Here is a 23,271-nt window from a genome sequence, read left to right on the forward strand (position 1 = left end):
CGTCTCCGCATATCCTTGCATCATACTCGATAAGCCCTTGAAAATGGCAACTACTCAATCTATCTTCGGATAATGGTTATAGGGCAAGAGACGAAAACACCTACTGGTTATGAAACAGATAATAGCCTTTGGATAGCAAAGCCAAATTACCAAAGAAAAATTCATGTCGTGCCGTTATTCTTGATATAATTCGCCACGATAAAAATATCAAGAATCCTTACCTTAAATACAAAATCCCCAAGGACAAGATTAAAAATTGAATGAGTCGGTAGCAATGAAGAAGCTCCTGCCTCAATTTGAAGCCCTTTCATATCATAGAATTTCTATGCAGAGTTTCTCCTGGCTTGTTATTCAGGATGCATATTTCGGGATATATTAGACCTCAAATAGTCGCACATCGGGCGGAAGAATCAACGTATCAAAAGTAAGTCAAAACGAAATATTCCGTTACAACCGTCATCAAACCTTGTACAACTGCGCAAGGCGTTATAAAAAAAGAAGCAGATTGCCTTCCCGCCTATCAGGTATCGCCACACACCTACATATACACGGACAAACAACCCTATACGGAAAGTCATCTGTACCTTACCTTATGTATGCTTCTTCTTAATTTGGCGATTTCGATAAGCAAAGGACTTCTTACAATATGTCCGTTCCGAAGAACTATACAAAGATAAAGTATTTCATTCACTACCCGATTGAACCTCAGACAAAATATTGCTTGTTCTCCGATAGGATTTTTTTGTCAGTTCCAAACTCATATCTATTCGCATTACGCATGGAATAAGGTAGTCGGCATTGAACAAAAGGCAGAATTTATTTTGGAGAAACTTTTATTGCCAATCAAATATTCATACATTTATAGGTAATTTCAAAATGCAGAAATAACTAATTATTATGAAAGTAATTTTAGACTCTAATGTATTTGATGATGTAGTAAAAGGGAAGATAGACCTTGATATATTTGAAAAGAATAATATTGAGGTTTGTATCACCCATATACAAGTCGACGAAATAAATGAATGCCCTGATAAAGAGAAGCGGGCATTGCTTTTTAATTCTATGACCGCACTAAGACCAGAGAAAATCCCTTCAGAATCCTTCGTCATTGGAGTGTCTCGAATTGGAGAGGCAAAAATTACGGATGGAGATCACATTATTGAGCAACTAAGAAATAGTAACATAAAACGGACAAATGATGCGATAATTGGAGAGACTGCAATCAAAAATGACCTTATACTGATAACTAATGATAAGAGATTTAAAAATAAAGTCATTGAATTAGGTGGTCATGCCATGGATACAGAAGAACTCATACGCAATATCGGGGACGGTATAAAGGACAAAAATTTTCTGTACGATTAACATCTTCACATCCCTGAGTTAAAAATGCAATTCATTTAATCATCTTAATATAACCAAAATATCAATTAAATAAAGTCATTCGATTGTAAAAAAGAACTACCGTACGCACCGCTTATAAGATTACGAAACATCCTGAAGATTAATGATTTTCAGGATAGTTTTTGTATATATGGGTAATACAGAAGCATTTCAAAATTATCCGGTATTTTTATAAATGGTATTTTTCTTCTAATTGAATCTCCTGTAAATGGCTATCCTGCACATGGCTATCAATATGATAACACACCTTGTCGATTCAAAGTAACTCCGTAGCTTTAACAGTTTTTATCTTATGTAATAAGGCATGTGATATAAACTATAAATTTTCTCACTATTTTAAAAATTCCAGAGCTTCCAACAGAGCCGTTTTATTAATTGGTTTAGTTACATATCCGGTAAATCCGCTTTTCATAATGCGTTCGATATCATCGGAAAAAGCACAGGCAGAAACTGCTATAATGGGAATATCCACATTTACCGAACGAATTTTTGCAATAGCTTCATATCCATCCATGACAGGCATTTTTATGTCCATAAGAATAGCATCCGGATTATTCTTTTCAAAAAGTTCTACAGCTTCTTCTCCATTCCATGCGTGCAATAAAGTGAATTTACCTTTCAGCATAGTCTGGTATAGACGAAAATTATCGACGACATCTTCTGCAATTAACAGAACCGGAAGTTTTATGCGTACATTATCTTTTTTATCCATCGGGGCAATTGCTGCTGTTTTTGCCTCGTGCTCCTGGAATGATGTGCTTTCCACCGGTTTTACGGGTAAAGTGAACCAGAATGTACAACCGCCCGATTCATTGGTATAAACTCCTATCTCCCCGCCCAAGCGTTGTACTATATTCGTGCAAATAGGTAACCCCAACCCTGTTCCGTTTGTAAATGTATCTAATTTTACAAAGCGTTTGAAAACATCACACTGTTGTTCTTCCGGAATTCCACGTCCTGTATCGGAAACAAAAAATCTCAGTCCGTGTTCTTCCAGCTCATAGCCGAAACGAATATGTCCTTCCCGGGTAAATTTCATGGCATTACTAACCAAATTGGATATCACCTGCAACACACGGTTTTGTTCCGTATTAATTACACATGTTTTCAATGACGGTATAAAAACAATATCGACTTCCGGATTCACCGATTTGCGCCTGCAAGTCATTTCCAGTGTTTTCAGCATCTCATTTATATCCACTTCACTATATACAAATTCCAAAGTATTTGCTTCTATTTTAGACAAATCCAAAATATCATTAATGAGTTGTAACAGCAAATCATTATTACGGCTGATCACCGACATATATTCTTGCTTTTCTTCATTGTCTTCGGTGGCAGCCAATAACTCGCTAAATCCCACTATCGCATTTAAAGGTGTACGTATTTCATGACTCATATTAGAAAGAAACAGAGACTTTAAACGATCCGATTTTTCGGCAGCCTCCTTGGCCTCTTTCAATGCGTCTGCAGCCTTGCGCTGTACCGTTACATCTTCAAATTTCAATACACATCCCCGAATATTTCCTTCTTTGCCTTTATCGAATACAGGTATGGCCGTTACTTCTATATCCATCCCTCCTATCAATCTTCGCTCGCCTTTTTCTATTTTTCCTGAAAGCATAGCCCGCCCTGCCGAACAGCTGGTGCAAGGCTCTGTTTGTCCTAACACTGCTTTGTAGCAACAACAACCTTTTTTGTAACGCAGCGCGAAAGGATGATTGGAATATTTATCGACATTCGACCACTGTACTTTAAAATCGGGGGTAAGAAAGACCAAGCCATTATTGGTATGATTCAGAATCAACTGGTTTATTTCCTGCGCTTCTTCCACATCTCTGTTGGCCTCGATTAATTTCTTTTCATTCAATTTATTATCCGTAATATCCCTCAAGGTCCCTATGATACGAAGCGGGGCTCCCGATTTATCACGTTTATCGACCGTAAGGTAAAGATCATAATATGTTTCATATTTACCGGTGACATCATAACGAATTTCGCGATGTGCATTATCTATAGTCCCTTCTTTTATGTCTTTGAATATTTGTAATATATCATTCTTATCATCAGGATGTATATAACGGATCACATCCGATGAAGATACTCCGTTTTTATTTTTGAAAAAATTATCATTTCTATCTTTGAATTCCTGAAATTTCAAATAAATCAAATCAGTAGCAATATCCCAAATGAGAGGCACTGTAAATGTTACGGCAAAAGCTATTTTCATCTGACGATTCGCCTCTTGCAACTGTTCCTGTACCTTTATCAGATCGGTAATATCCCACCGGGTAGCCATCAACCAATTATGCGCGTCATTAGAAACCACATTTTTATTTACGATGGAATAATGTTTTACTCCGTCCGGAGTCACATATATCTCTTGCGCACGGTAAGAACCGTTATCTTCTATAATCTTTTTATCGACCGACTGATAATACTGCCCTCTTTCCTCACCATATATCTCAATATCTGTTTTTCCCAATATTTGTTCACGGGTGTATCCTCCGGTAAGTTCACACTGCTTGTTCCAGTAAACATATTTCAATTCATCATCTATATCTTTTATTATCAACGGCATAGGCATATTATCCAATACCGCATTCAACAGTTTCTCATTTTGTTTAATAGAAAGGTCTTTTTTCCTTCTTTCTGTAATATCTTGCTCGAAACAGATTACGTATTTTTCATTCAGCCTTTTAAAACGACCTTCGAAATACAATTTACAACCGTTATAAGTGACAGAATATTCCACTTTTACTATATCATCGGATTTCAAAACATGCTGAATCCCACTCTCCACATTGCCGATAAATTCCGTATCTACATATTCTTTTATATGTTTACCCAGAATTAAATCCTCATGTATCTTTTTCCCATTATAAATTTTTCGTATAATCAAATGGTCATCAATTAAAAACATAATATCAGGTATAGAATTTATAACCTTACCGGACATTTCCAAACGACCTGAAATACGTTTTCTGTAAATATAGATAAAAAGGAGATTACCCATTATTGCCGACAACACCCCTATTATGATATAAATAATCATTTTATTATTTATTTTAATGCACATTCAGGTACAAATATATAAGATATTTTATCTAATACTATGCTTAATTAAATTATTTATTACAAAATGAAATGCAAATAAGATAAACATATGTAAGTTTTCTGCTTTACTCCATCCATAAACCTACCTTCGGAACCATATACCTAACAAAACCTACCCGGTAACTAATCTATAGATTTATTATAAATAATATTTATATTTATAATTATATGAGTCAATTCTTTTTTCAGAAAATACATTATAATCCGATAAACAGACGTTAATATCCAAACATTTTATATATTTGTAGGAGTTACATGAAGTGTTGAAGACTTTTTGTTTTATAATAATATATTCATAACTTTGCAGTAACAAAAACATAAAATAACAGGTGGGATATACATGAGACAATCAGGTGATTTTGATGAATACGTACAATTTAAAAAACAACGAGGCAGAGAGATGGCGTGAAGCCATTGCTTTAGCCCAAACAGGCTGGTGGGAAGCCGATCCCGATCATCAGGTTTATTTCTGTTCGGACTTCATCGCAGACTTATTAAGTCTTCTGTCTAAAGAAATATCTTTTTCGTATCTCTTTAATACGATACGTGAGGATTACCATGACCCTGTCAGTTCTAATTTCCTCCCGGAAAATAAAAAAGAAAAACGAGAACTTTCCAATCCGTCAATTGCTCCGGCCGGTACTATCCGGATATATTGCAAGTGTGGACAGGAGCAAACGAATGAAAAAAGAACGGTTGACGTATATAAAACAGATAAATATGTTATTCTCAATGCCTCCACCGCTTTTGCTTTCGACAAAACCGGGAGTTAGCCGTCCACCGGGTACAAGGATTATTTACCTAAACCTTTCTTCGAAAACGAATTAAAAGTAATATAAAAAATGGTTATGAACCTATTTGCTCAGATGAAAAAGTCTAAATATATTTTTACTTTCATAACGAATTTACTGCTCTGCCTGGCAGTATCGACAAATGCGCTTGCAAACAATGCAAACGAGGAAAACGATTATATACTACTCATCAATACTTATACCGAAGCCACCCCTTGGAGCATCGACGTCATTAAGCCTATCATGGATATCGCTTCCCAAAGCAATAAGCTGGATCTCCATGTAGAAAATATGAATACACTGCTTATTGAAAATGAAAAAGATTTGTTGAGATTCGAGAATATTATTTTTTCCCATTACCGTATAAAGCCCCCAAAAATGATTGTATTGGTAGGTTTCGGAAGTACTATTTTAATAGACAGACTTGTTTCTGAATGGGGAAGGGATATACCTATTATGATTTGTAGTGAAAAAGATTATATATCAAATAAAGAAAATTTATTTTCAAGAAAAGCAATACTACCGGAAAACCGGATTCCGCTTTCTGACCTGCAAAAAAAATATAACATTACTCTATTGCAAAAGCCTGTCTATCCGGAAAAAAACCTTGACCTGATGCTCAGAATGCTTCCAGAAATGAAAAAACTTATTTTCATCGGAGATAAAACATACATTAGCCAACAAACCGACAGCGATTTAAAACAGTATATTAAAGAGAAATATCCATTTGTCGATTATCAATTCATTTCGTCGGCGCTTGTCACGACCGACAGTTTACTGACAGACCTTAATTATATAGATCCGGTTACGACCGGTTTGTTGTTTTCTTCTTGGTTTCAGAAACTGGATTTTCTAGGATACACCCTGATGATGACCAATCCTTATTACATAACCGAGACCTCTCCCGTCCCGATATTTTCTCTCTACCCGGCGGATATCGATAATAAAAACGCTCTTATAGGCGGATATTTCAATGATACGAAAGAATATGAGGAAAAAGAAAAAGAAACTGCAACCCGGATATTGAGAGGAGAACGGCCATCCAATATTCCATTCTTTGAAAATCCGGACGGAGTGCCAGTATTCAACTACAACAATCTATTATTTCATAAAATAGATCCTAAGCTATGCCCTAAAGAAACGATCCTTTTCAACAAACCTCCTACGTTCTGGAAAAAATATAAAGATTTTTTGATAGGCGGAGGTATTCTGCTGGTTCTCATCATAATCGGTTTTCAATACCGTCGTTTACGGACTCTAGAAAAATTAAAAGTCACCCAACAGCGAAATCTAAAATTAAGCGAACAATATACTAATCTGGTAGACAATATGCCTATCATATATATGAGGGGTACACTCATAAAAGACAACGAAGGAAATATAACCGATGCTACATTTTTAAATGTAAACCATTATTTCAATGCGATCTTCTATCCGAACGGAGAAGTAATCGGTAAAAAATGCAGTGAGGTTTTACCAGATATCATGTCCGAATTCCTTCATTATTCAAATTTATGTTTAAAAGAAAAACATACTATTACCTACTCGTCGTACAATAAAAATAAAAACATATTCTACGATATAGTCATGAATATTACCGGAAATAATAAATTCATTGACGTATTCTGCGTAGACAGTACGGCTCTGCACAATGTCCAGATCCAGCTACGTTCCACCAATCAAAAGTTAGCGATGGCATTAGAAGTAGCTAATATCATACCCTGGAGATGGAATTTGAAAGAAAAGACAATTATATGCGATATGAATCGCATTGTGAAACACGACAATGAAACAAATATAACAGGTGAGGAACTCATCGTAGCTCCAGAGGAGCAATATTTTTCAAAAGTCCATAAAAAAGACCGAGAAAGGTTATTACAAGCTTATCAAAATCTGATAGAAGGAAAAATCAGTAAAGTCAAAGAAGATGTCAGAATACTAAACAAATACCATTTCGAATGGGTAGAAATACAGGCTACGATAGAAAGTCGCGACGAAAATGAAAAACCGATATCTCTGGTAGGTTCATCTTTGGTAATTACCGAACGGAAAAAGATGGAAGAAGATCTATTATCGGCTAAAGAAAATGCCGAAGAATCGAATAAACTCAAATCGGCATTTCTGGCTAACATGAGCCACGAAATACGCACCCCTCTAAATGCAATCATCGGTTTTTCCGAAATCCTGGCTTCAACAAATGAAGAAAAGGAAAAGCAAGAGTACATCAGTATTATAGAGAACAATAATGCTTTATTATTACAGCTTATAAACGACATACTTGACTTGTCTAAAATTGAAGCGGGATCAATGGAGTTCACCTACTCAGATTTCGACCTTAACGACCTGATGAAAGAATTAGAACGTAGTCTCTTATTAAAAATTTCACCGGACAAATATTTAACTCTTCATTCTGAACTTTCCTTACAAGATTGTCATATACACTCTGAAAAGAACAGATTGTCTCAGTTAATTATCAACCTGGTTTCCAATGCAATAAAATTTACAGACAAAGGAGTTATAAATTTTGGATACACCGTTAAAGGAAAGATGCTGCATTTTTATGTAACCGACACGGGATGCGGTATTCCCAAAGACAAATTAGACAGCGTGTTCGGGCGTTTCATTAAACTGAACAAATTCGTGCCCGGTACCGGTCTCGGATTAGCTATATGCCGGTCTATAGTTAAACGCATGGGTGGTGAAATCGGAGTAATTTCACAAGAAAACCAAGGCTCCACATTCTGGTTCGAGATACCTTATCTTCCGATAACAATAGAAAAGAAAATAGAGGGTAAAGAACAGCCTGAAGAAATTAACGAACATGAGATCACTATTCTGGTAGCTGAAGATAATGAATATAATTATAAGCTAATAGAATCCATATTGAAAAAGGAATATAAGCTTATTCATGCATGGAACGGACGTGAAGCGGTAGAATTATACTTAAAACACAAGCCTCAAATTATTTTAATGGACATAAATATGCCGGTTATGAATGGATATGAAGCTACCCGAGAGATACGTAAATACGCACCAAACGTACCGATCATCGCGGTTACCGCTTTCGCATATGCTTCGGACGAAGAAAAAATAAAGGAACACGGTTTCAATGATTATGCCCCAAAACCTATTAATGCAAGCATATTAAAAAAACAAATCATCGCAAATTTACAACGGCATTTTATTTTTCTTTAAATAAAGGCTTCATCATACATCAATTATGGCAAAAAGAATATTAGTAAGCGGAGGAGCCGGTTTCATAGGCTCTCATTTGTGTACCAAACTGGTACAAGACGGAAATGACGTAATTTGCTTAGACAATTTTTTTACCGGTGCGAAAAAAAACGTGGAACACCTGATCGGATATACGAACTTCGAAATTGTCAGGCATGACGTAATAGATCCATTCAGAGCAGAAGTGGATGAGATCTATAATCTGGCTTGTCCAGCTTCTCCGATACATTACCAGTATGATCCCATACAAACGACCAAAACTTCGGTATATGGCGCGTTAAATATGTTAGGACTGGCCAAACGGGTACGAGCAAAGATTTTACAAGCTTCGACGAGCGAAGTTTACGGAGATCCCGAAGTACATCCTCAGCCGGAAGAATATTGGGGCAATGTTAACCCTATCGGCATACGCTCATGTTATGATGAAGGAAAACGCTGTGCCGAGACATTATTCATGGATTACCGCCGCCAACACAATCTGAGGATAAAAATCGTCCGCATATTCAATACTTACGGACCTAAAATGCTTGCGCACGACGGCAGAGTAGTTTCTAATTTCATCTTACAGGCTCTTAACAACCAGGTAATCACCATTTATGGAGACGGACAGCAAACCCGCAGCTTTCAATATATCGACGACCTTATTGAGGGTATGGTAAAAATGATGGATACAGAAGATAATTTCACAGGGCCGGTAAATATGGGCAATCCCGTAGAATTTACTATTCTGGAACTTGCCCAAAAAATTATAAAACTGACAAACTCCAAATCAGAAATAGTATTTTTACCTCTGCCACACGACGACCCGAAACAAAGAAAACCGGATATCAGTCTTGCCAAAGAAAAGCTAAACTGGGAACCGACTATCCAATTAGAAGAAGGTTTATTGAAAATGATAGAATATTTTACCAAGAATCACATACAATAAGAAAAAACATGGAAATCAACCGGAACGAATATAAAATACTGATAGTAGATGACATTAGTTCAAACGTTTTATTGCTAAAAGTCTTATTGGTAAAAGAACAATATAACGTAATCACCGCAAGCAGCGGACGTGAAGCCTTAACATTGATCGAACAAGAAAAACCCGATCTGCTGCTCCTGGATGTAATGATGCCCGAAATGAGTGGCTACGAAGTCGCCCAACATATGAAAATGAATGCCGAGATGAAAGAAATTCCTATCATCTTCCTGACCGCATTAAATTCTACAGTCGATATAGTAAACGGTTTTCAGGTAGGAGGAAACGATTTTATTTCAAAACCGTTTAAGAAGGAAGAACTGACTATCCGCATCGACCACCAGCTATCCCTGATCGCTGCAAAACGCATCATCATAAGACAGACGGAAGAATTAAGAAAAATAATCTGTGGACGAGACAAATTGTATTCGGTCATAGCTCACGACCTGCGTTCTCCTATGGGAGCCATAAAAATGGTATTGAACATGCTCATATTGAATCTTCCACCGGAAACCATAGGGCAAAATATGTTCGAAATGCTGGAAATGGCAAACAGAACGACAGAAGAGGTGTTTTCTTTACTCGATAATTTACTTAAATGGACAAAAAGCCAGATAGGAAAACTAAATGTGGTTTATCAGGATTTCGAAATCACCGAAGTGCTGGAAGGAATTATAGGAATAGTATCCATGGTAGGCGAATTAAAACATATTAGGATCAGCCAAGACGAATGTTACGAACTTGCGGATGTACATGCAGACATCGACATGACCAAAACTGTTATGCGTAACTTATTAAGCAATGCTGTTAAATTTAGTCATGAAGGAGGAGAAGTCCTCGTTTCTATCAGGAAAGAAAATGATATGGCTATCATAAGCGTAAAAGATTCAGGATGCGGAATGAGTGAAGAGGATCAAAAAAAGCTTCTGAACGAAAGTACCCACTTCAGTACTTTCGGGACCAATAAAGAGGAAGGCTCCGGCTTAGGTTTATTATTGTGTAAAGATTTCGTAGAAAAGAACGGCGGAACTCTTTGGTTTGAATCTCAAAAAGGAGTAGGATCGACTTTCAGTTTTTCAATACCATTAAAGAAATAAGGCGCATTGTTTTTAATATATACAAGTTAATATTTTTTCGTTAGGACGGTTATATAACCGCCCTATTTTTTTCTGATTTATTTGATCAGAATAAATTCCTATTTTACACGGGCATATTACAATATACCATTCAATGCATTCTTAATCTGTTCCTTTAACAAGGAGACTGATATAGGTTTAGTTATAAAACCGCTGCAACCGGCTTCACGGGCCTTCTCCTTATCGCTTTCAAAAGCAAAAGCAGTCACCGCCAGAATAGGAATCGTAGAATTAAATTCCCTTATTTTCCGGGTTGCTTCCAACCCATCCATAACAGGCATACGGATATCCATTAAAATAATATCCGGGGACAACTCTTTACACATCTGAACTGCTTCAAGACCATCGTGTGCCCATTCTACCGTATAATCTTTCCGTAAAATGGAAAATATCAGCAAATAGTTACTTCTCGTATCTTCCGCAACAAGAACTACCGGGTTATCTTTTCTAACCACCATATTATTTATTTCATTTGATTGGGATACTGTCATAGAATCTTCTTTATTTTGCAAGGGTATTACATACGGATGTGTAAACCAAAAACGCGAACCTTTACCCGGCTCCGAATCCACTCCGATGCTACCCCCTAACTGTTCTACAATACTTTTGCAAATAGACAATCCCAAACCTGTACCATTTACAAAATGATCCAATTTTACAAAACGCTCGAATATCTGAGATTGCCTTTCTCTCTCGATGCCCACGCCCGTATCGGAAACATAAAATTCAATATGTTCTCCTTTTATTTCATAACCAACGTGAATACTGCCTTCATGGGTAAATTTCATAGCATTATTGACAAAATTGGATAGAACCTGATACAAACGATTCTTGTCACTCCTCAAATAGCATTCCTGTTCATTGTCATCAAATACCAGATTTACATTTTCGGACGTCTTAATCTGTAGGGAATAAACAATCTCCTGACAAAGCTTGTTCGCATCAACATTATCGAATGTAAAATCAAACATACCCGCTTCTATTTTCGAGAGGTCCAGTATATCGGAAATCAACTGAAGCAACAAATCATTATTTTCCTGTACAATCTTTATATATTTACGACGTTCTTCAATATCATTAGTATCTACCAACAAATTGGAGAAACCTACTATTGCATTCAACGGTGTACGTATCTCGTGGCTCATATTAGCAACGAATGCACTCTTAAGACGATCCATTGCCTGTGCTTCATCGCGGGCTATCACCAATTCCGCTTCCGTTTCTTTGAGTTCTGTTATATCATAATTGATTCCTATCAATTCTATAATATTCTGTTCGGGATCATAGTTTGTAACAATCATATTCATGCTTAACCAGTTCCATCTCTCATCCTTCCCGTTTCTCATCACCCGTACGTCCCTCTGGAAATTCTTCTCCGTACCGTTTATTACATTGCATATAAATTCTAAAGCTTTTATACGGTCATCCGGATGTAATTTACTATAGACTCCTACTATCTCGGAAAGCGGCGTATTCTCATCCTCACCCAAATTCTTAAACCATTGTTTAATGGCATAACCTTTCATATCGGCCAGGTTCAGTTTACAATATCCTACTTTGGCATAATCGGAAATAAAAGAGAAAAAATTCTCAAAATCACGAATACGATTAAGAGAATCGAAACGTTCCGTATTATCTATATTCAAAAAAACATATCCATTAAAAACACCTTGATTGTCGTACCATTTACATATCTTGGTATATAAATCTATCCCTGTAGATTTTTGAGAATTATAATACACTCCGTTGACGTTCTTAAACTGGTAATTCATGCTGAAATCCACCATATCTTCTTCACGGATACGTTTTCTTAATTCAGTATTTATATTCGGATTGGAAAAGAGATTAACCCCCAACACATCGCTCTTTTTTACAATCCCGAAAATTTCCATATCCTTATTATTAAGATCGGTCAATGTACCGTTCTTATCGTATATTTCCACTCCAACCGGAATATTGGCAAAAACATTTTTAAAAAGCTTCTCACTACGGTCCATCGCCCGGGAAGCTTTCACATTTTCGGCCAAATTAATGAAAAGCCCTACAACCTCGTCTTTTTCAGGGGAATAAACGATCCAATGGGAATAAATCTCATTTTCTTCAACATACTCGTCCATCTCTTTATATATTCCTTTATCCAGAATATCCAGTATAAAATCGACTTTCTTTTTGGGATCCTCATATATTTCTGAAGCTAAGCGTCCTACAAAATTTCCGCTAAAACGGCCGAAAATATCGAGGCAAATCTGATTGGCATCCAATATACGATAATCGCAGGGGACTCCTTCTTTATCGCGAATGACGGACATATGTATATACCCCAAAGGCATATACCGGAATAAATTATACAAGAACTGCTTTTCGCGGATCACATTATCTTTTGCCTTTCTCAGCTCCAGGCAAATACTTATAATATTAGCCAAAGAAAGGAACCATTGATAGTCGTTATTACTCCATACATGATAGCTTTTCACCAGATCCAATCCCATATAGCCCCAAACTGAATCACAGTTAGTTAAGGGTACTACCATAAGAGATTTTATATTCTGCCGGGCCAATATTTCGTACTCCGATGCTGCTTCGGCAGGTAATTGGTTAATCGTATCGAGAATAATAGGTTGCCCCGACAAAATATGGTTACACCACCAGGGCGATTCATCCACCATCGTATACTGCAAATTATCTTTCTCCGCAGAAATATCCTTGGAAGATAGAACTTCATGTGTGCAATAATGGTATGTATGCTCCTTATCGAACTCAAAAATATAAGCACGCTCAGCCTGATAATGTTTAAGTATATCTTTTAAAATATTATCTACACAATTTTCTACGTTTTCATCTTTCAAAAAACGCAATAAACTCTGTGAAATAGACTTCTGATGAGATAACAGATTATTTACATTATGGAAATCCGAATCAGGACTACGCCCAGGATCATCTATTAATTGAAACGAACCGTACGAGCTTAATTTTTCTTTTGTTACAGGGTTTATTTCACTTCCCCCTAAACGGGCGCGTCCCCATACCACCCCCTGTTTGGAATGAACCGGAAAGACCCGTTCATAAAAATCTTTTATAATAGAAGACCGGAATTCTGTAAAATCTTCACTGCGATAATCTTCACACACCAACTTATGAAAATCCTCGAAAGAAATCATATCATTGTCCAATCCAAAAAGATCGGCAAGAAATTCTGAACACACAAAATGTCCTGTCAAAAAATCAGCTTCCCACCAACCTATCTGGGCCAGAGAAGACATTTTGCGAAACCGCTCGTTACTGTCAAGCATATATTATATTAATATTTTCACCTGAATCTTTTCTATTGCCGTGTAAATATAAACAATTATTCACAAGTTACATAGAAATTATAATAAAAATAGCACAAAGTCCCCTACAAAAGGAACTATTACATGAAAAACCATTACATAAAAAATATGGTATCACCTCCTTATCATATATATTTACTGTTAATAGTCAAACTCCAATCGGGTAATAACCGGGTTATGATCGCTCCATTTAAATTGCGGAGAATAGTAATCGGTTCCCCTCATGTGTTGTGAATAAAAAATATAATCGATCCTAAACATACGCCACATACCACGATACGTATATCCGTAACCATTTCCGCAAGCTATAAAACTATCTTTCAGAGAACCTTTTAATTTACGGTAAGTAAAAGACGCAGGAGTATCGTTAAAATCACCACACACAATAACAGGATAAGGGCTTTTGTCTATCAGATTACGGATCAGGCAAGCCTGCTCTGCCCGTTTGCCAAAGTTGTCCAAAAGAGATTCTTTCATATAGGAAAGAGCTCTTTCCTCTCCGTTAATATCATCGAATCGCTGGCTTTTAGCAAGTTTCGAACGGCTGCTATTCAAATTGGTAGTCTGCATATGCACATTGTATACCCGTATAACTGTATCATTTATTAAAACATCGGCCCACATACCACAATTCTCACTATCCCTAAACGGAATGAAATAAGAAGACCGGATAGGATATTTGCTAAAAATGGCAATACGAGTCTTCCCGTCTTCTACAGGTACTGTTTTATACGGATATGCCCGGAATGCATTATAAATACTATCTTTTGTAAATTGCGTATTCCAGCCAAATTCCTGTAAACTAATAATATCTACATTTTCTTCGTTCATATACCTGGCTATTTCTTTCGCCGTATAACCGGTAGTCTCGCGATTAAACACACGTACATTAAATGTGGCCACTTTCAATGCATATCCCCCGGAATTATGATCTTTATTATATTGTATTACCGAAGACAAATAATTTAAATTAACCAAAACAGCTATTACCGGAAGCCATATCCAATATTTTTTTCTAAATCCCCAATACAAGGCAAGCCATAAATTCAGGATCAACAAGCCGGGTAAAATCAATCCTATAACAGCCATTACAGGATGGTATGCAGGATGATAATAGGAAGAAAAAGCTCCCGCACACGTCACCATAGCAATAAGAAGTGTTATTGACACTATTATGCTATAAAAGAATTTAGATACTGCTAATTTTCCCATAATTCACATCAGGAATTTCTTTTCGCCTTTTCCCATACACCTGTTCCTCTCTTCTTACGAAGATAGAAAAATCCTCTGATCACATTCACGTTCATGAATAAAAAATAATAGGGAATAAACAGAAATTTATTCTTTATAGACTTTGTAGACAGGTAATATCCCCACAAACCCGATATATAAAAGAGGCATTGCAGCACCAGCAACAACCAGTAAATAAAAGAACCTGTACCCAGCGCAAGTATGATGTTCACAGGAAAAAGTAAAAAAAGAAGAATGGGGGTTAACGACCACCGTAATACCCGATGAGATACATACTGGAAAGTAAGCATTCCATAACGAAACGGATTCAACAAATAACGCAAGCGCATAATAGACTGAAGGCCTCCGGCTGCTATACGTACTTTTCTTTTCTCCTCTTCATGCATATCGGCCGAACCGCTCTCTACCGCATATGCAGCATCGCAATAAGCGATTTTATATCCTTTTCCGGCTATGCGCAATGATAGAATAAAATCATCCAGCAATGTATTGTTTTCCATCTCTTCAAATAATTCCCGGCGAACAGCAAACAGTTCCCCGGCAGCACCTACCGCAGTATATAACCGGGAATCAAGAGATTTAAGACAAGACTCATATTTCCAGTATATTCCTTCTCCACCGGCAGCAGCAGCGTCCTTATCTTGCACGGCGATGCGTTTCTCTCCGGCAACACATCCTACCTTCTTATCCCGAAAACAAGCTACAATCTCACGAAGGGCTTCCCTATTTATCATTGTATTGGCATCGGTAAACACGACTATCGGAGTATGCACATACGCCATTCCTCTATTCAATGCGGCAGTTTTTCCGGAACGTTGTGGCTGGTGAAGAACATCAACACCCGGATATGCCGATAACAACTCACCGGTTCTGTCATTACTACCGTCTGTTACCCACATTATTCTCAATTTGTCTTTCGGATAATCAAGAGACAAAGTATTATTCATCTTCTCTGCTACTACCGCTTCTTCATTATATGCCGCAATAAAAAGTGTTACCTCCGGCAAACCGCCTTCCTGTTCAGGTATTACCGTCCGGCGGAAACATTCCTTAATTTTCACCAGCAAGTAAAGCAAAATACCATATCCTAAATATGTATAGAAAATGATAAACAGACTTATCCAAAAAATAAATTCAAGAATACGCATATGTCTTTTTACAAACTATTATAATTTTTAAATCGTTTCACTCTCTAATAAAATATTTTTTTTAATCGCCCATAAATATATAGAGGAACCGGGGACATCTGCTCCGTAAAAAATTGTAAAATACATAACATAAAAAAATAACTAAAGAAGGTACTGCCACATATAAAAGCAATAACATGGCATTACTATCCGGAGCTATGATCTTATAAGCAGCTCTTTTCAATAACATTAATATCTGCTGATGTATGATAAAAACAAAAAAACTACCAGCCGAAAGTTTTACCAGCTTATTCCCATATCCTTTTATTATAAGCCAATGACAAAGATTAAACATAAATATTATTCCTACTAATATATATAGGAAATAAATGTAATTATAATATATTTTAAAATGATGTAAAACGACAAAAGAAGCGATATAAAAAAAAGGAAACAATATAAAACTTGAAACTCTACTATTCCGAACGAACAAAACCAGATCCGTATTTTTTATGCTCGCAAACGCCCCCAATATAAAAAAGTATGCAAATTGACTACCGGAAAATCCGATTATGTCGAATACGGAAAAAACATACCAGATAATGCTTATAACAAGAAATCCCCACACTCCTGTGACTTTCAGATAAATATAAATGAAAGGAGAAAACAGACATATAATGAATAAATCGATTAAAAACCAACATTGTCCGACAAAAGGATATCCGGTGAATATGCCGGTATAGGCATTAATAAAATCAAGCCAGTTATAATCGGCAATCAGTTTATTTTGCCCGGAGAACAGGCTCCTGGTATAAGGAAATTCCTGTGCTATAAAGAATAATAAAAGGAAAAAAGTAGTACTTATCAAGACCGGCATAAGTAATCTATGCGCCCGGTTTTTTATTTTTTTTATATAACACGACCAGGTGTTACTGTAGTTCATAAAAAACAAATACCCGGCTATTGCGGCAAAGAGTGGAACCGCGATCCAATTCAGAAAAGAAAGGTGCTTAATTACAAACTGATATATTACAAATCGAGAGTCGAAATCCTGAGGTACAGGTGCTGTAATTACCATATGCATAAAAACGACCTGCATACATAAAATCGTACGGCTAGCACTAATCGTACGTGAAATGTCGGACGGTAGCCTGTTAGAATATTCCATAAACTATTCTTTTATATTAATAACACTATTCTTCAACCTGGTTTTCTTTTCGTTCTTATCACTGATAACCCATCTTTAGCACCTTTCAACAAAGGATTAATCAATTTAAATTCAAATTTAAATAAATAAATCAATAACTTTTTAGGAATCGCTACCAACACCTGATATAAATAGGATAAAATACGGTCCTTTACCCCTGAGATGTTTCTACTTGCAAAAATAAGCCGGTTACGTGTATGATAATATACTTGTAACGGACTTTGCAAACCCACACTGGCACTTTCTTTATGACCTATTACCGCCTGTGGTTCATACCATATACCGAATCCATGCTCCTGCATACGCCTGCACCAATCCAGCTCTTCATAATACAAAAAATAATCTTCCGGCATTACACCGAATATCTCTATATCTTTACGGCGTATCATCATAGCCGCCCCGTTAGCAAATGCAGTCTCCCCGGCCCTGTCGTACTCGCCGTTATCTTTCTTCCCGTAACCGAGAAATTCATTCCTAAGCGTGATACGGCTCATCGGAGTTGCCCCGGCATATTGCAATACCGTATATTCGGGCCAAAATGTGGTTTTAGGAGAAACGCAACCTATATTGGGATCACGTTGCAGACACTCCACCAGAACCGACAAAACCGGCTTCGTAATTACCGTATCGTTATTCAGAAAAAACAAATAATCTCCCTTTGCCTTTCCGATGCCTAAATTATTTCCCCCTGCAAATCCCAAATTTTCTTTGCTACAAATAATTGTCACATCGGGAAATTTGTCTTTCAGCCTCTCTCCGTCACGATTGCGGGAAGCATTATCTACGATAATGACTTCATAAGGATGAGTTTCGACTCTCCTTAACGAATCTATCAATTCGCAGGTATCGTTAAACCCGTTATAATTTACCAATATAATAGATACCAGATTATTCATCGGAAGATACGTTTTGATGTGGTGTGTTATTAAAACTCATATCTTTACGGTACATCCGGATACAGGCGCCTACATAGCTCCGGACAGATACACATATTAATACAGGCAATTTCAATAAACTCATGAACAAAGCCCGGTTGTACATCTCGAAAGGTATAGCTATGGCAAAAATAACCATTTCCAGGAATATAAGGCTCCACCATTTTACTGAAACGGGGAAAGAAACAAAACTCCAGATAACAGCAAAAAGTACAGCTGTTATAAATCTTATTTGTTTGGGAAAAGGAATCCACTGGAAGAACTTATCCACCATATTTTTATTTATGGCGCCCGATTTCATGGCTTTCAACAGAGACGCCAGAACTACGGTTTGAGAATGAGCCCACCGGATACGCTGTCCGAAAAATATCTTCTCGGTTGCAGTCTTTTCATCATAAACATAGACCTTATCTCCATAATCTACAAAAATACCTTCTTTCGCCAGTAAAACTTCCATTTCCTTATCTTCGGCGAAAGTCGTACATTTTCCAATGTTTTCTTTTATCCAGTTAAAATCGAAAACGATGCCAGACCCGATAATGGCTGAAGAAAAACCGGCATTCACATGCCCTTTCCTGTAAATCGTATTGTTTATCTCTTCGGCAACAGCATCCCATACCGCGACAGAAGTATTACAGTTTTTCCAGGTCCGGTGTAATTGCAAAGCAATATCTTCCCGGGAGACATTGTTAACCTGCTTCAAAAAATCTTTACCAACTATATTATCGGCATCCAAAATAATAACCTTATCATATCCTTCTATCCGGTCCAAAGCAAACTTGATGGCTTTCGACTTTAAACTTTGCTTAAAATCCGGTATTAATAATTTTACAGGCAATTCGGATAAAATCCGGTTTGTTTCATCCGTCATTTTATCAGATACCACTACAACCTTATATCTATCTTGTGGATAATCCTGATCCAGGAACTTACAGACCGAGTCCAATATAACAGCATCTTCCTTATAAGCAGGAAAAATAACGGCGAAAGATTGCAATGAAGTCTCATGCTTTTTACCTTTGGAGGTGCGTGGAAAAAAGGAATAAAATGTAAAATAGGCGTTATATAAAACATATAGCGCAATAACACAGAATATAAAATAATCTATAATCGTAAAAAGCATGTTTTCAATAAATTAATAAATTTACAACAAATATATATTATTTATTATAATCACAGAAAAGAAGTATATATCATTTTCCGTGTATTACTATTAAATCTTTTACTCATCGATAAAACCGATAACTTTTTTCATTTGATTTTCCCATGAAAGATTTTCAATGCTATTTCTTATCGCTTCCGGGGTATCTTTCACCTGACGCCGAAAATCTATAAGACGGGCAATATCAATAGGACTCTCATCCGCCGGAGCTTTGATTATATATGGTTTCTTTTCAAAATCACTATCGGTCTCGGAATATACGAAAGGAATACCCCGTGCGGCATACTCTCTGTTTTTCAATGTTTTTATAGAAGTAATACCGCTACGATGCCTGGCAAGGCTACCGATCCCCATATCGGCTTTTTCAAATAATTCATCCAACTCTTTACCATGTTTTGCACCATGTAAAATGACATACTTCTCCAAAGCGTATTGACGGATAAGCGTAAATATCTCTTTTCTTTCTCTTTCACCGAAGAAATCCCCTATCAAATGAAAATAAACCCTATAGGAAGGAGCATCTTTATAATAATGACCTAATCCTGCAATTAACCGATCAAATCCATGCCAGTAATGAATTTCCGCCACTCCTATAAGGTGCAATTCTTTCTGAATATCTCCGGAATTCTCTTTCAATTTTATACGGCTGAAATCAATCCCGTTCGATATACGGATCGTAGGAATCCCGAAAATGTCTTCATAATCGGAAAATGTAACGATACGATCGATATGATATTTCAAAAAACGTCTGAAACATTTATCGGCAAATAACTTCAAGTTTTTCTTGGCTCCTTTGTATTCCTGGTCATACGGGTAAGTAGGAATTTCCATTACGATATGTACCCCCATATCCCGCAACTGTTTCAGCATGTGCAAAACAACAGGTCTGGCATTATGAGCAGAACGTATATATACAAAATCAATATTATTTTGTCTTACATAATTCACAACCGAATTATATTCTATGCGTTTCAATATCTTCCCCTTTAAACCGCCGCCATAATCACCAATAACCTTATCATCTACCCGCCTTTGTTTATATCCGTTCTCATCGGTCAAATAACATAACTCCGTAGCAACGCCGCATGCTTTCAATGCGGTTACCTGATAATGTATCTTTTTACTAATCCCGTTCGCCGGATTAAATCCGTGAAAAATAAGAAATAAGGCTTTCATTTTATTTTTTGACAAATGATTTGAATAATAAAATAAGTAAATTTTTTCCGGTTACATATTCCCGATAACGGGATAAACAGTATTGAGCAATATGCAACCGATCCTTGAACGGCATTTTATAGGACAACCATACGGCGGCATTTAACATTCCTGACAGATATTTATCCATCGTCTCTTTTGTTTGGGGATGTTTTTCTACATATTTCAGCAATTCATCGGCTACAATAAAATAGCTGTCCATATTTCGAAGGGAGAACCGGTTTGTCATGATAGAATTTTCCCGTATTCTTCTTCTAAAAAAATTTTCATGAATGCACATTACCTTTTCTGCCTGTAAATAAAGAAGACCTGTAAAAAGCTGGTCTTCATGAATAATACCGGGATAAAACATCATTGTTTTGGTTTTAACAAAATCTGTCTTTATAAAATTAAGACACGCAGAAGGTGAATAAGCTTTATTATCCAGCAAAATATTCAGAACTTCAAGTCCTGTATAAATACGGTTCTCATCGGTATATTTATTTCGCTGATACGATAATCCCAAATCGCGGGCAGTATCCGGATTCAAAATGGCAGCATCAAAAAAAACAAAATCCAAATCATAATTTTGACATTTATCATAACACCGTTCCAATGCATCCGGCTCCAAATAATCATCGCTATCCATAAAATATAAATACTCGCCTTCGGCTTGTAAGATTCCGGCATTCCTGGAACAGGACAAACCTTGGTTATCTTGAGAGAAAACCTTTATACGATTATCCTGAAGAGATAATTTATTGATAATTTCGGGGCTTTTATCCGTGGAACCATCATTTATAACAAGTATCTCTATATCCCGAAGTGTCTGGCCGATTATCGAATTAATGGCGATCTCCACATATTCCCCGGTATTGTAAACGGGTACTATGACACTTACTTTAGGTATCTCTTTCATAACAATAAATTATTTGTCCGTATGATTTTTATTTAAGAATTTTAAATTACGGAACCTATCCGATAAATCATATTCTTTACTCCACTGGGTATATATAAAAAACACCAGCAGAGAAACGATAATCTTCGCTGCCAGGCTTATATAAATAGACATATAGTCTATCCATAAGGACAGTACATACAACAATATTATCATACAGACGCTAAGAATCACAGGAGTAATAAACTGTTTCCAAAAATTACTCATAGACATCCTAAATGTCACTTTATACATCGTAAGATAACACTGGAGAAAATTCAATACAACAGCAATGCTCATAAATACAGCTACAATCTCCAGTTTTCCGAAACCAAAAACGCCCACACAAATGGCAGATACGGATGAGAAGGCCGAGAATACGCCGCATATAAACAAAGACCGTGTATCATTCCCAGCCTGGAATAAAGCACCGGAAGTATTCAACAATATCTGTAACCCTACCGTAACGGATAAAATACGAAATACCGGAACAGAGGGCAACCATTGTCCGCCGAAAATAATCAGCGTAATTTCCCGGGCAGTAAAAAAAAGAAAAACCGATAAAGGGAAGCCGATATAAGCCAGAAAATGGATAATCTTCTCGTAGGATAACAACATTTTAGTTTTATCTTTCTGCATTTCCGAAAAAACAGGATGCATAACAGGCCCTAATACATGCGAAACATTTTGCAAAGGCAGCATCATCAAACGGTAGGATTTTTCATAATATCCCAACGGAGCCATACCCATATATTTTCCTATAATGAGTTTATCCATATTCTTTCCTGCATAATTAAGCAGATTGAATAAAAACTGGTACAAGGAATAATTGGAGATTTTCCTGACCGGCTCCATATCGAGATGCCACCGGAAAGTCTGAGGATAACGGCGGATATTCAATATAAATATAAAAACAGACGATAAAACAGGATTAACGACGAGTGCATAGATGCCGGCTCCGAGATAAACGGAAAATATAGCTAAAATACCTGTACTGATCTGTACAAAGAAAGTTCTGCCCGCAATATACTTAAATTCTTTACGCTTATAAATAAGAGCATTGGGAACAATATTTACCGTTGCAAAAAAAAGATTAACAGAAAGAAGCTGGCAAATAACCGTCAATGTAGAATTGTTATAATAGCGGCCGATAAGCCAGGATAGACCAACGAATAGTAAAGAGATAAAGATACCGATCCAAAGTGTAAAAGTAAAAATAGCCGATATTTCCCGCTTATTCAGATCTTTATGCTGAATAATTGCCGGCCCTATTCCCATTTCGGAAAACGTACTGAAAAAAGCAATGATAACTGTAGCTATTGCGACAACACCAAAATCTTCAGGAACCAGCATACGTGAAAGTATTCCTGCGATCACCAACGAAATCAACATTCCCGAATATTTGGAGATTGCAGTATAAAATGCACCCGAAAATAAATCTTTTTTTACCGACATAAACTTATAATTTCATAGTCACTATGTA

General features: G+C 36.6%; 15 protein-coding genes. 5 read left to right on the forward strand and 10 right to left on the reverse strand.

All coding sequences use genetic code 11. The features are described from left to right. The first annotated feature begins 897 nt into the window (after positions 1 to 897). Positions 898 to 1,365, forward strand: coding sequence for a type II toxin-antitoxin system VapC family toxin (locus OCV73_RS00305; RefSeq protein WP_147548306.1), 468 nt, complete (start codon positions 898 to 900; stop codon positions 1,363 to 1,365). A gap of 370 nt (positions 1,366 to 1,735) precedes the next feature. Here the strand turns inward: OCV73_RS00305 and OCV73_RS00310 are convergent, their stop codons facing one another. Next, positions 1,736 to 4,459 (reverse strand): ATP-binding protein, encoded by a 2,724-nt coding sequence (locus tag OCV73_RS00310; RefSeq protein WP_167551178.1) that lies wholly within the window; start codon positions 4,457 to 4,459, stop codon positions 1,736 to 1,738. 424 nt (positions 4,460 to 4,883) lie between these two features. Between OCV73_RS00310 and OCV73_RS00315 the strand changes: the two genes are divergently transcribed. The 4 genes from OCV73_RS00315 to OCV73_RS00330 all read left to right on the forward strand — a co-directional run bounded on the left by OCV73_RS00315 (position 4,884) and on the right by OCV73_RS00330 (position 10,607). After that, on the forward strand, positions 4,884 to 5,294 hold the full coding sequence (locus OCV73_RS00315; RefSeq protein ID WP_147548308.1) for a hypothetical protein: 411 nt from the start codon (positions 4,884 to 4,886) through the stop codon (positions 5,292 to 5,294). 75 nt (positions 5,295 to 5,369) lie between these two features. Further along, complete coding sequence (locus tag OCV73_RS00320) at positions 5,370 to 8,507, forward strand: ATP-binding protein (RefSeq protein WP_262512829.1); 3,138 nt, start codon at positions 5,370 to 5,372, stop codon at positions 8,505 to 8,507. A gap of 25 nt (positions 8,508 to 8,532) precedes the next feature. Then, entirely contained in the window at positions 8,533 to 9,474 is a 942-nt protein-coding gene (locus tag OCV73_RS00325) for a UDP-glucuronic acid decarboxylase family protein (RefSeq protein WP_147548309.1), read from the forward strand. Positions 9,475 to 9,482: 8 nt separating this feature from the next. After that, a complete protein-coding gene (locus OCV73_RS00330) occupies positions 9,483 to 10,607 on the forward strand; it encodes a hybrid sensor histidine kinase/response regulator (protein WP_147548310.1) in 1,125 nt (374 codons plus the stop codon). A 116-nt stretch (positions 10,608 to 10,723) separates the two neighbouring features. On the opposite strand, the gene OCV73_RS00335 is transcribed toward OCV73_RS00330, so the two are convergent. The 9 genes from OCV73_RS00335 to OCV73_RS00375 form a co-directional block, all read right to left on the reverse strand. Continuing rightward, positions 10,724 to 13,936 carry a hybrid sensor histidine kinase/response regulator gene (locus OCV73_RS00335; protein ID WP_147548311.1) on the reverse strand — a complete coding sequence of 1,071 codons (3,213 nt, stop codon included), beginning with the start codon at positions 13,934 to 13,936 and terminating at the stop codon, positions 10,724 to 10,726. 180 nt (positions 13,937 to 14,116) lie between these two features. Beyond that, on the reverse strand, positions 14,117 to 15,187 hold the full coding sequence (locus OCV73_RS00340; protein ID WP_147548312.1) for an endonuclease/exonuclease/phosphatase family protein: 1,071 nt from the start codon (positions 15,185 to 15,187) through the stop codon (positions 14,117 to 14,119). A gap of 8 nt (positions 15,188 to 15,195) precedes the next feature. Then, complete coding sequence (locus OCV73_RS00345) at positions 15,196 to 16,374, reverse strand: glycosyltransferase family 2 protein (protein WP_147548313.1); 1,179 nt, start codon at positions 16,372 to 16,374, stop codon at positions 15,196 to 15,198. Positions 16,375 to 16,435: 61 nt separating this feature from the next. After that, a complete protein-coding gene (locus tag OCV73_RS00350) occupies positions 16,436 to 17,521 on the reverse strand; it encodes an acyltransferase family protein (protein ID WP_147548314.1) in 1,086 nt (361 codons plus the stop codon). A 32-nt stretch (positions 17,522 to 17,553) separates the two neighbouring features. Next, positions 17,554 to 18,456 (reverse strand): glycosyltransferase family 2 protein, encoded by a 903-nt coding sequence (locus tag OCV73_RS00355; RefSeq protein ID WP_147548315.1) that lies wholly within the window; start codon positions 18,454 to 18,456, stop codon positions 17,554 to 17,556. Then, positions 18,449 to 19,618 carry a glycosyltransferase gene (locus OCV73_RS00360; RefSeq protein ID WP_147548316.1) on the reverse strand — a complete coding sequence of 390 codons (1,170 nt, stop codon included), beginning with the start codon at positions 19,616 to 19,618 and terminating at the stop codon, positions 18,449 to 18,451. Before OCV73_RS00360 ends, OCV73_RS00355 begins: the two co-directional genes overlap by 8 nt. Before the next feature lie 99 nt (positions 19,619 to 19,717). Beyond that, positions 19,718 to 20,833, reverse strand: a complete 1,116-nt coding sequence (locus OCV73_RS00365; RefSeq protein ID WP_147548317.1) for a glycosyltransferase family protein — start codon at positions 20,831 to 20,833, stop codon at positions 19,718 to 19,720. A 1-nt stretch (position 20,834) separates the two neighbouring features. Beyond that, entirely contained in the window at positions 20,835 to 21,770 is a 936-nt protein-coding gene (locus OCV73_RS00370; protein WP_147548318.1) for a glycosyltransferase, read from the reverse strand. 9 nt (positions 21,771 to 21,779) lie between these two features. Next, complete coding sequence (locus tag OCV73_RS00375; protein WP_147548319.1) at positions 21,780 to 23,243, reverse strand: lipopolysaccharide biosynthesis protein; 1,464 nt, start codon at positions 23,241 to 23,243, stop codon at positions 21,780 to 21,782. Positions 23,244 to 23,271 lie beyond the last annotated feature (28 nt).

Origin of the sequence: Barnesiella propionica (assembly GCF_025567045.1) — a bacterium.
GTDB lineage: Bacteria > Bacteroidota > Bacteroidia > Bacteroidales > Barnesiellaceae > Barnesiella_B > Barnesiella_B propionica.

Coding starts and splice junctions, on each gene's coding strand:
- OCV73_RS00310 (WP_167551178.1), bottom strand. CDS start 4,459: ATGATTATTTATATCATAATAGGGGTGTTGTCGGCAATAATGGGTAAT.
- OCV73_RS00360 (WP_147548316.1), bottom strand. CDS start 19,618: ATGCTTTTTACGATTATAGATTATTTTATATTCTGTGTTATTGCGCTA.
- OCV73_RS00355 (WP_147548315.1), bottom strand. CDS start 18,456: ATGAATAATCTGGTATCTATTATATTGGTAAATTATAACGGGTTTAAC.
- OCV73_RS00325 (WP_147548309.1), top strand. CDS start 8,533: ATGGCAAAAAGAATATTAGTAAGCGGAGGAGCCGGTTTCATAGGCTCT.
- OCV73_RS00330 (WP_147548310.1), top strand. CDS start 9,483: ATGGAAATCAACCGGAACGAATATAAAATACTGATAGTAGATGACATT.
- OCV73_RS00345 (WP_147548313.1), bottom strand. CDS start 16,374: ATGCGTATTCTTGAATTTATTTTTTGGATAAGTCTGTTTATCATTTTC.
- OCV73_RS00370 (WP_147548318.1), bottom strand. CDS start 21,770: ATGAAAGAGATACCTAAAGTAAGTGTCATAGTACCCGTTTACAATACC.
- OCV73_RS00350 (WP_147548314.1), bottom strand. CDS start 17,521: ATGGAATATTCTAACAGGCTACCGTCCGACATTTCACGTACGATTAGT.
- OCV73_RS00375 (WP_147548319.1), bottom strand. CDS start 23,243: ATGTCGGTAAAAAAAGATTTATTTTCGGGTGCATTTTATACTGCAATC.
- OCV73_RS00315 (WP_147548308.1), top strand. CDS start 4,884: ATGAATACGTACAATTTAAAAAACAACGAGGCAGAGAGATGGCGTGAA.
- OCV73_RS00340 (WP_147548312.1), bottom strand. CDS start 15,187: ATGGGAAAATTAGCAGTATCTAAATTCTTTTATAGCATAATAGTGTCA.
- OCV73_RS00335 (WP_147548311.1), bottom strand. CDS start 13,936: ATGCTTGACAGTAACGAGCGGTTTCGCAAAATGTCTTCTCTGGCCCAG.
- OCV73_RS00305 (WP_147548306.1), top strand. CDS start 898: ATGAAAGTAATTTTAGACTCTAATGTATTTGATGATGTAGTAAAAGGG.
- OCV73_RS00365 (WP_147548317.1), bottom strand. CDS start 20,833: ATGAAAGCCTTATTTCTTATTTTTCACGGATTTAATCCGGCGAACGGG.
- OCV73_RS00320 (WP_262512829.1), top strand. CDS start 5,370: ATGAACCTATTTGCTCAGATGAAAAAGTCTAAATATATTTTTACTTTC.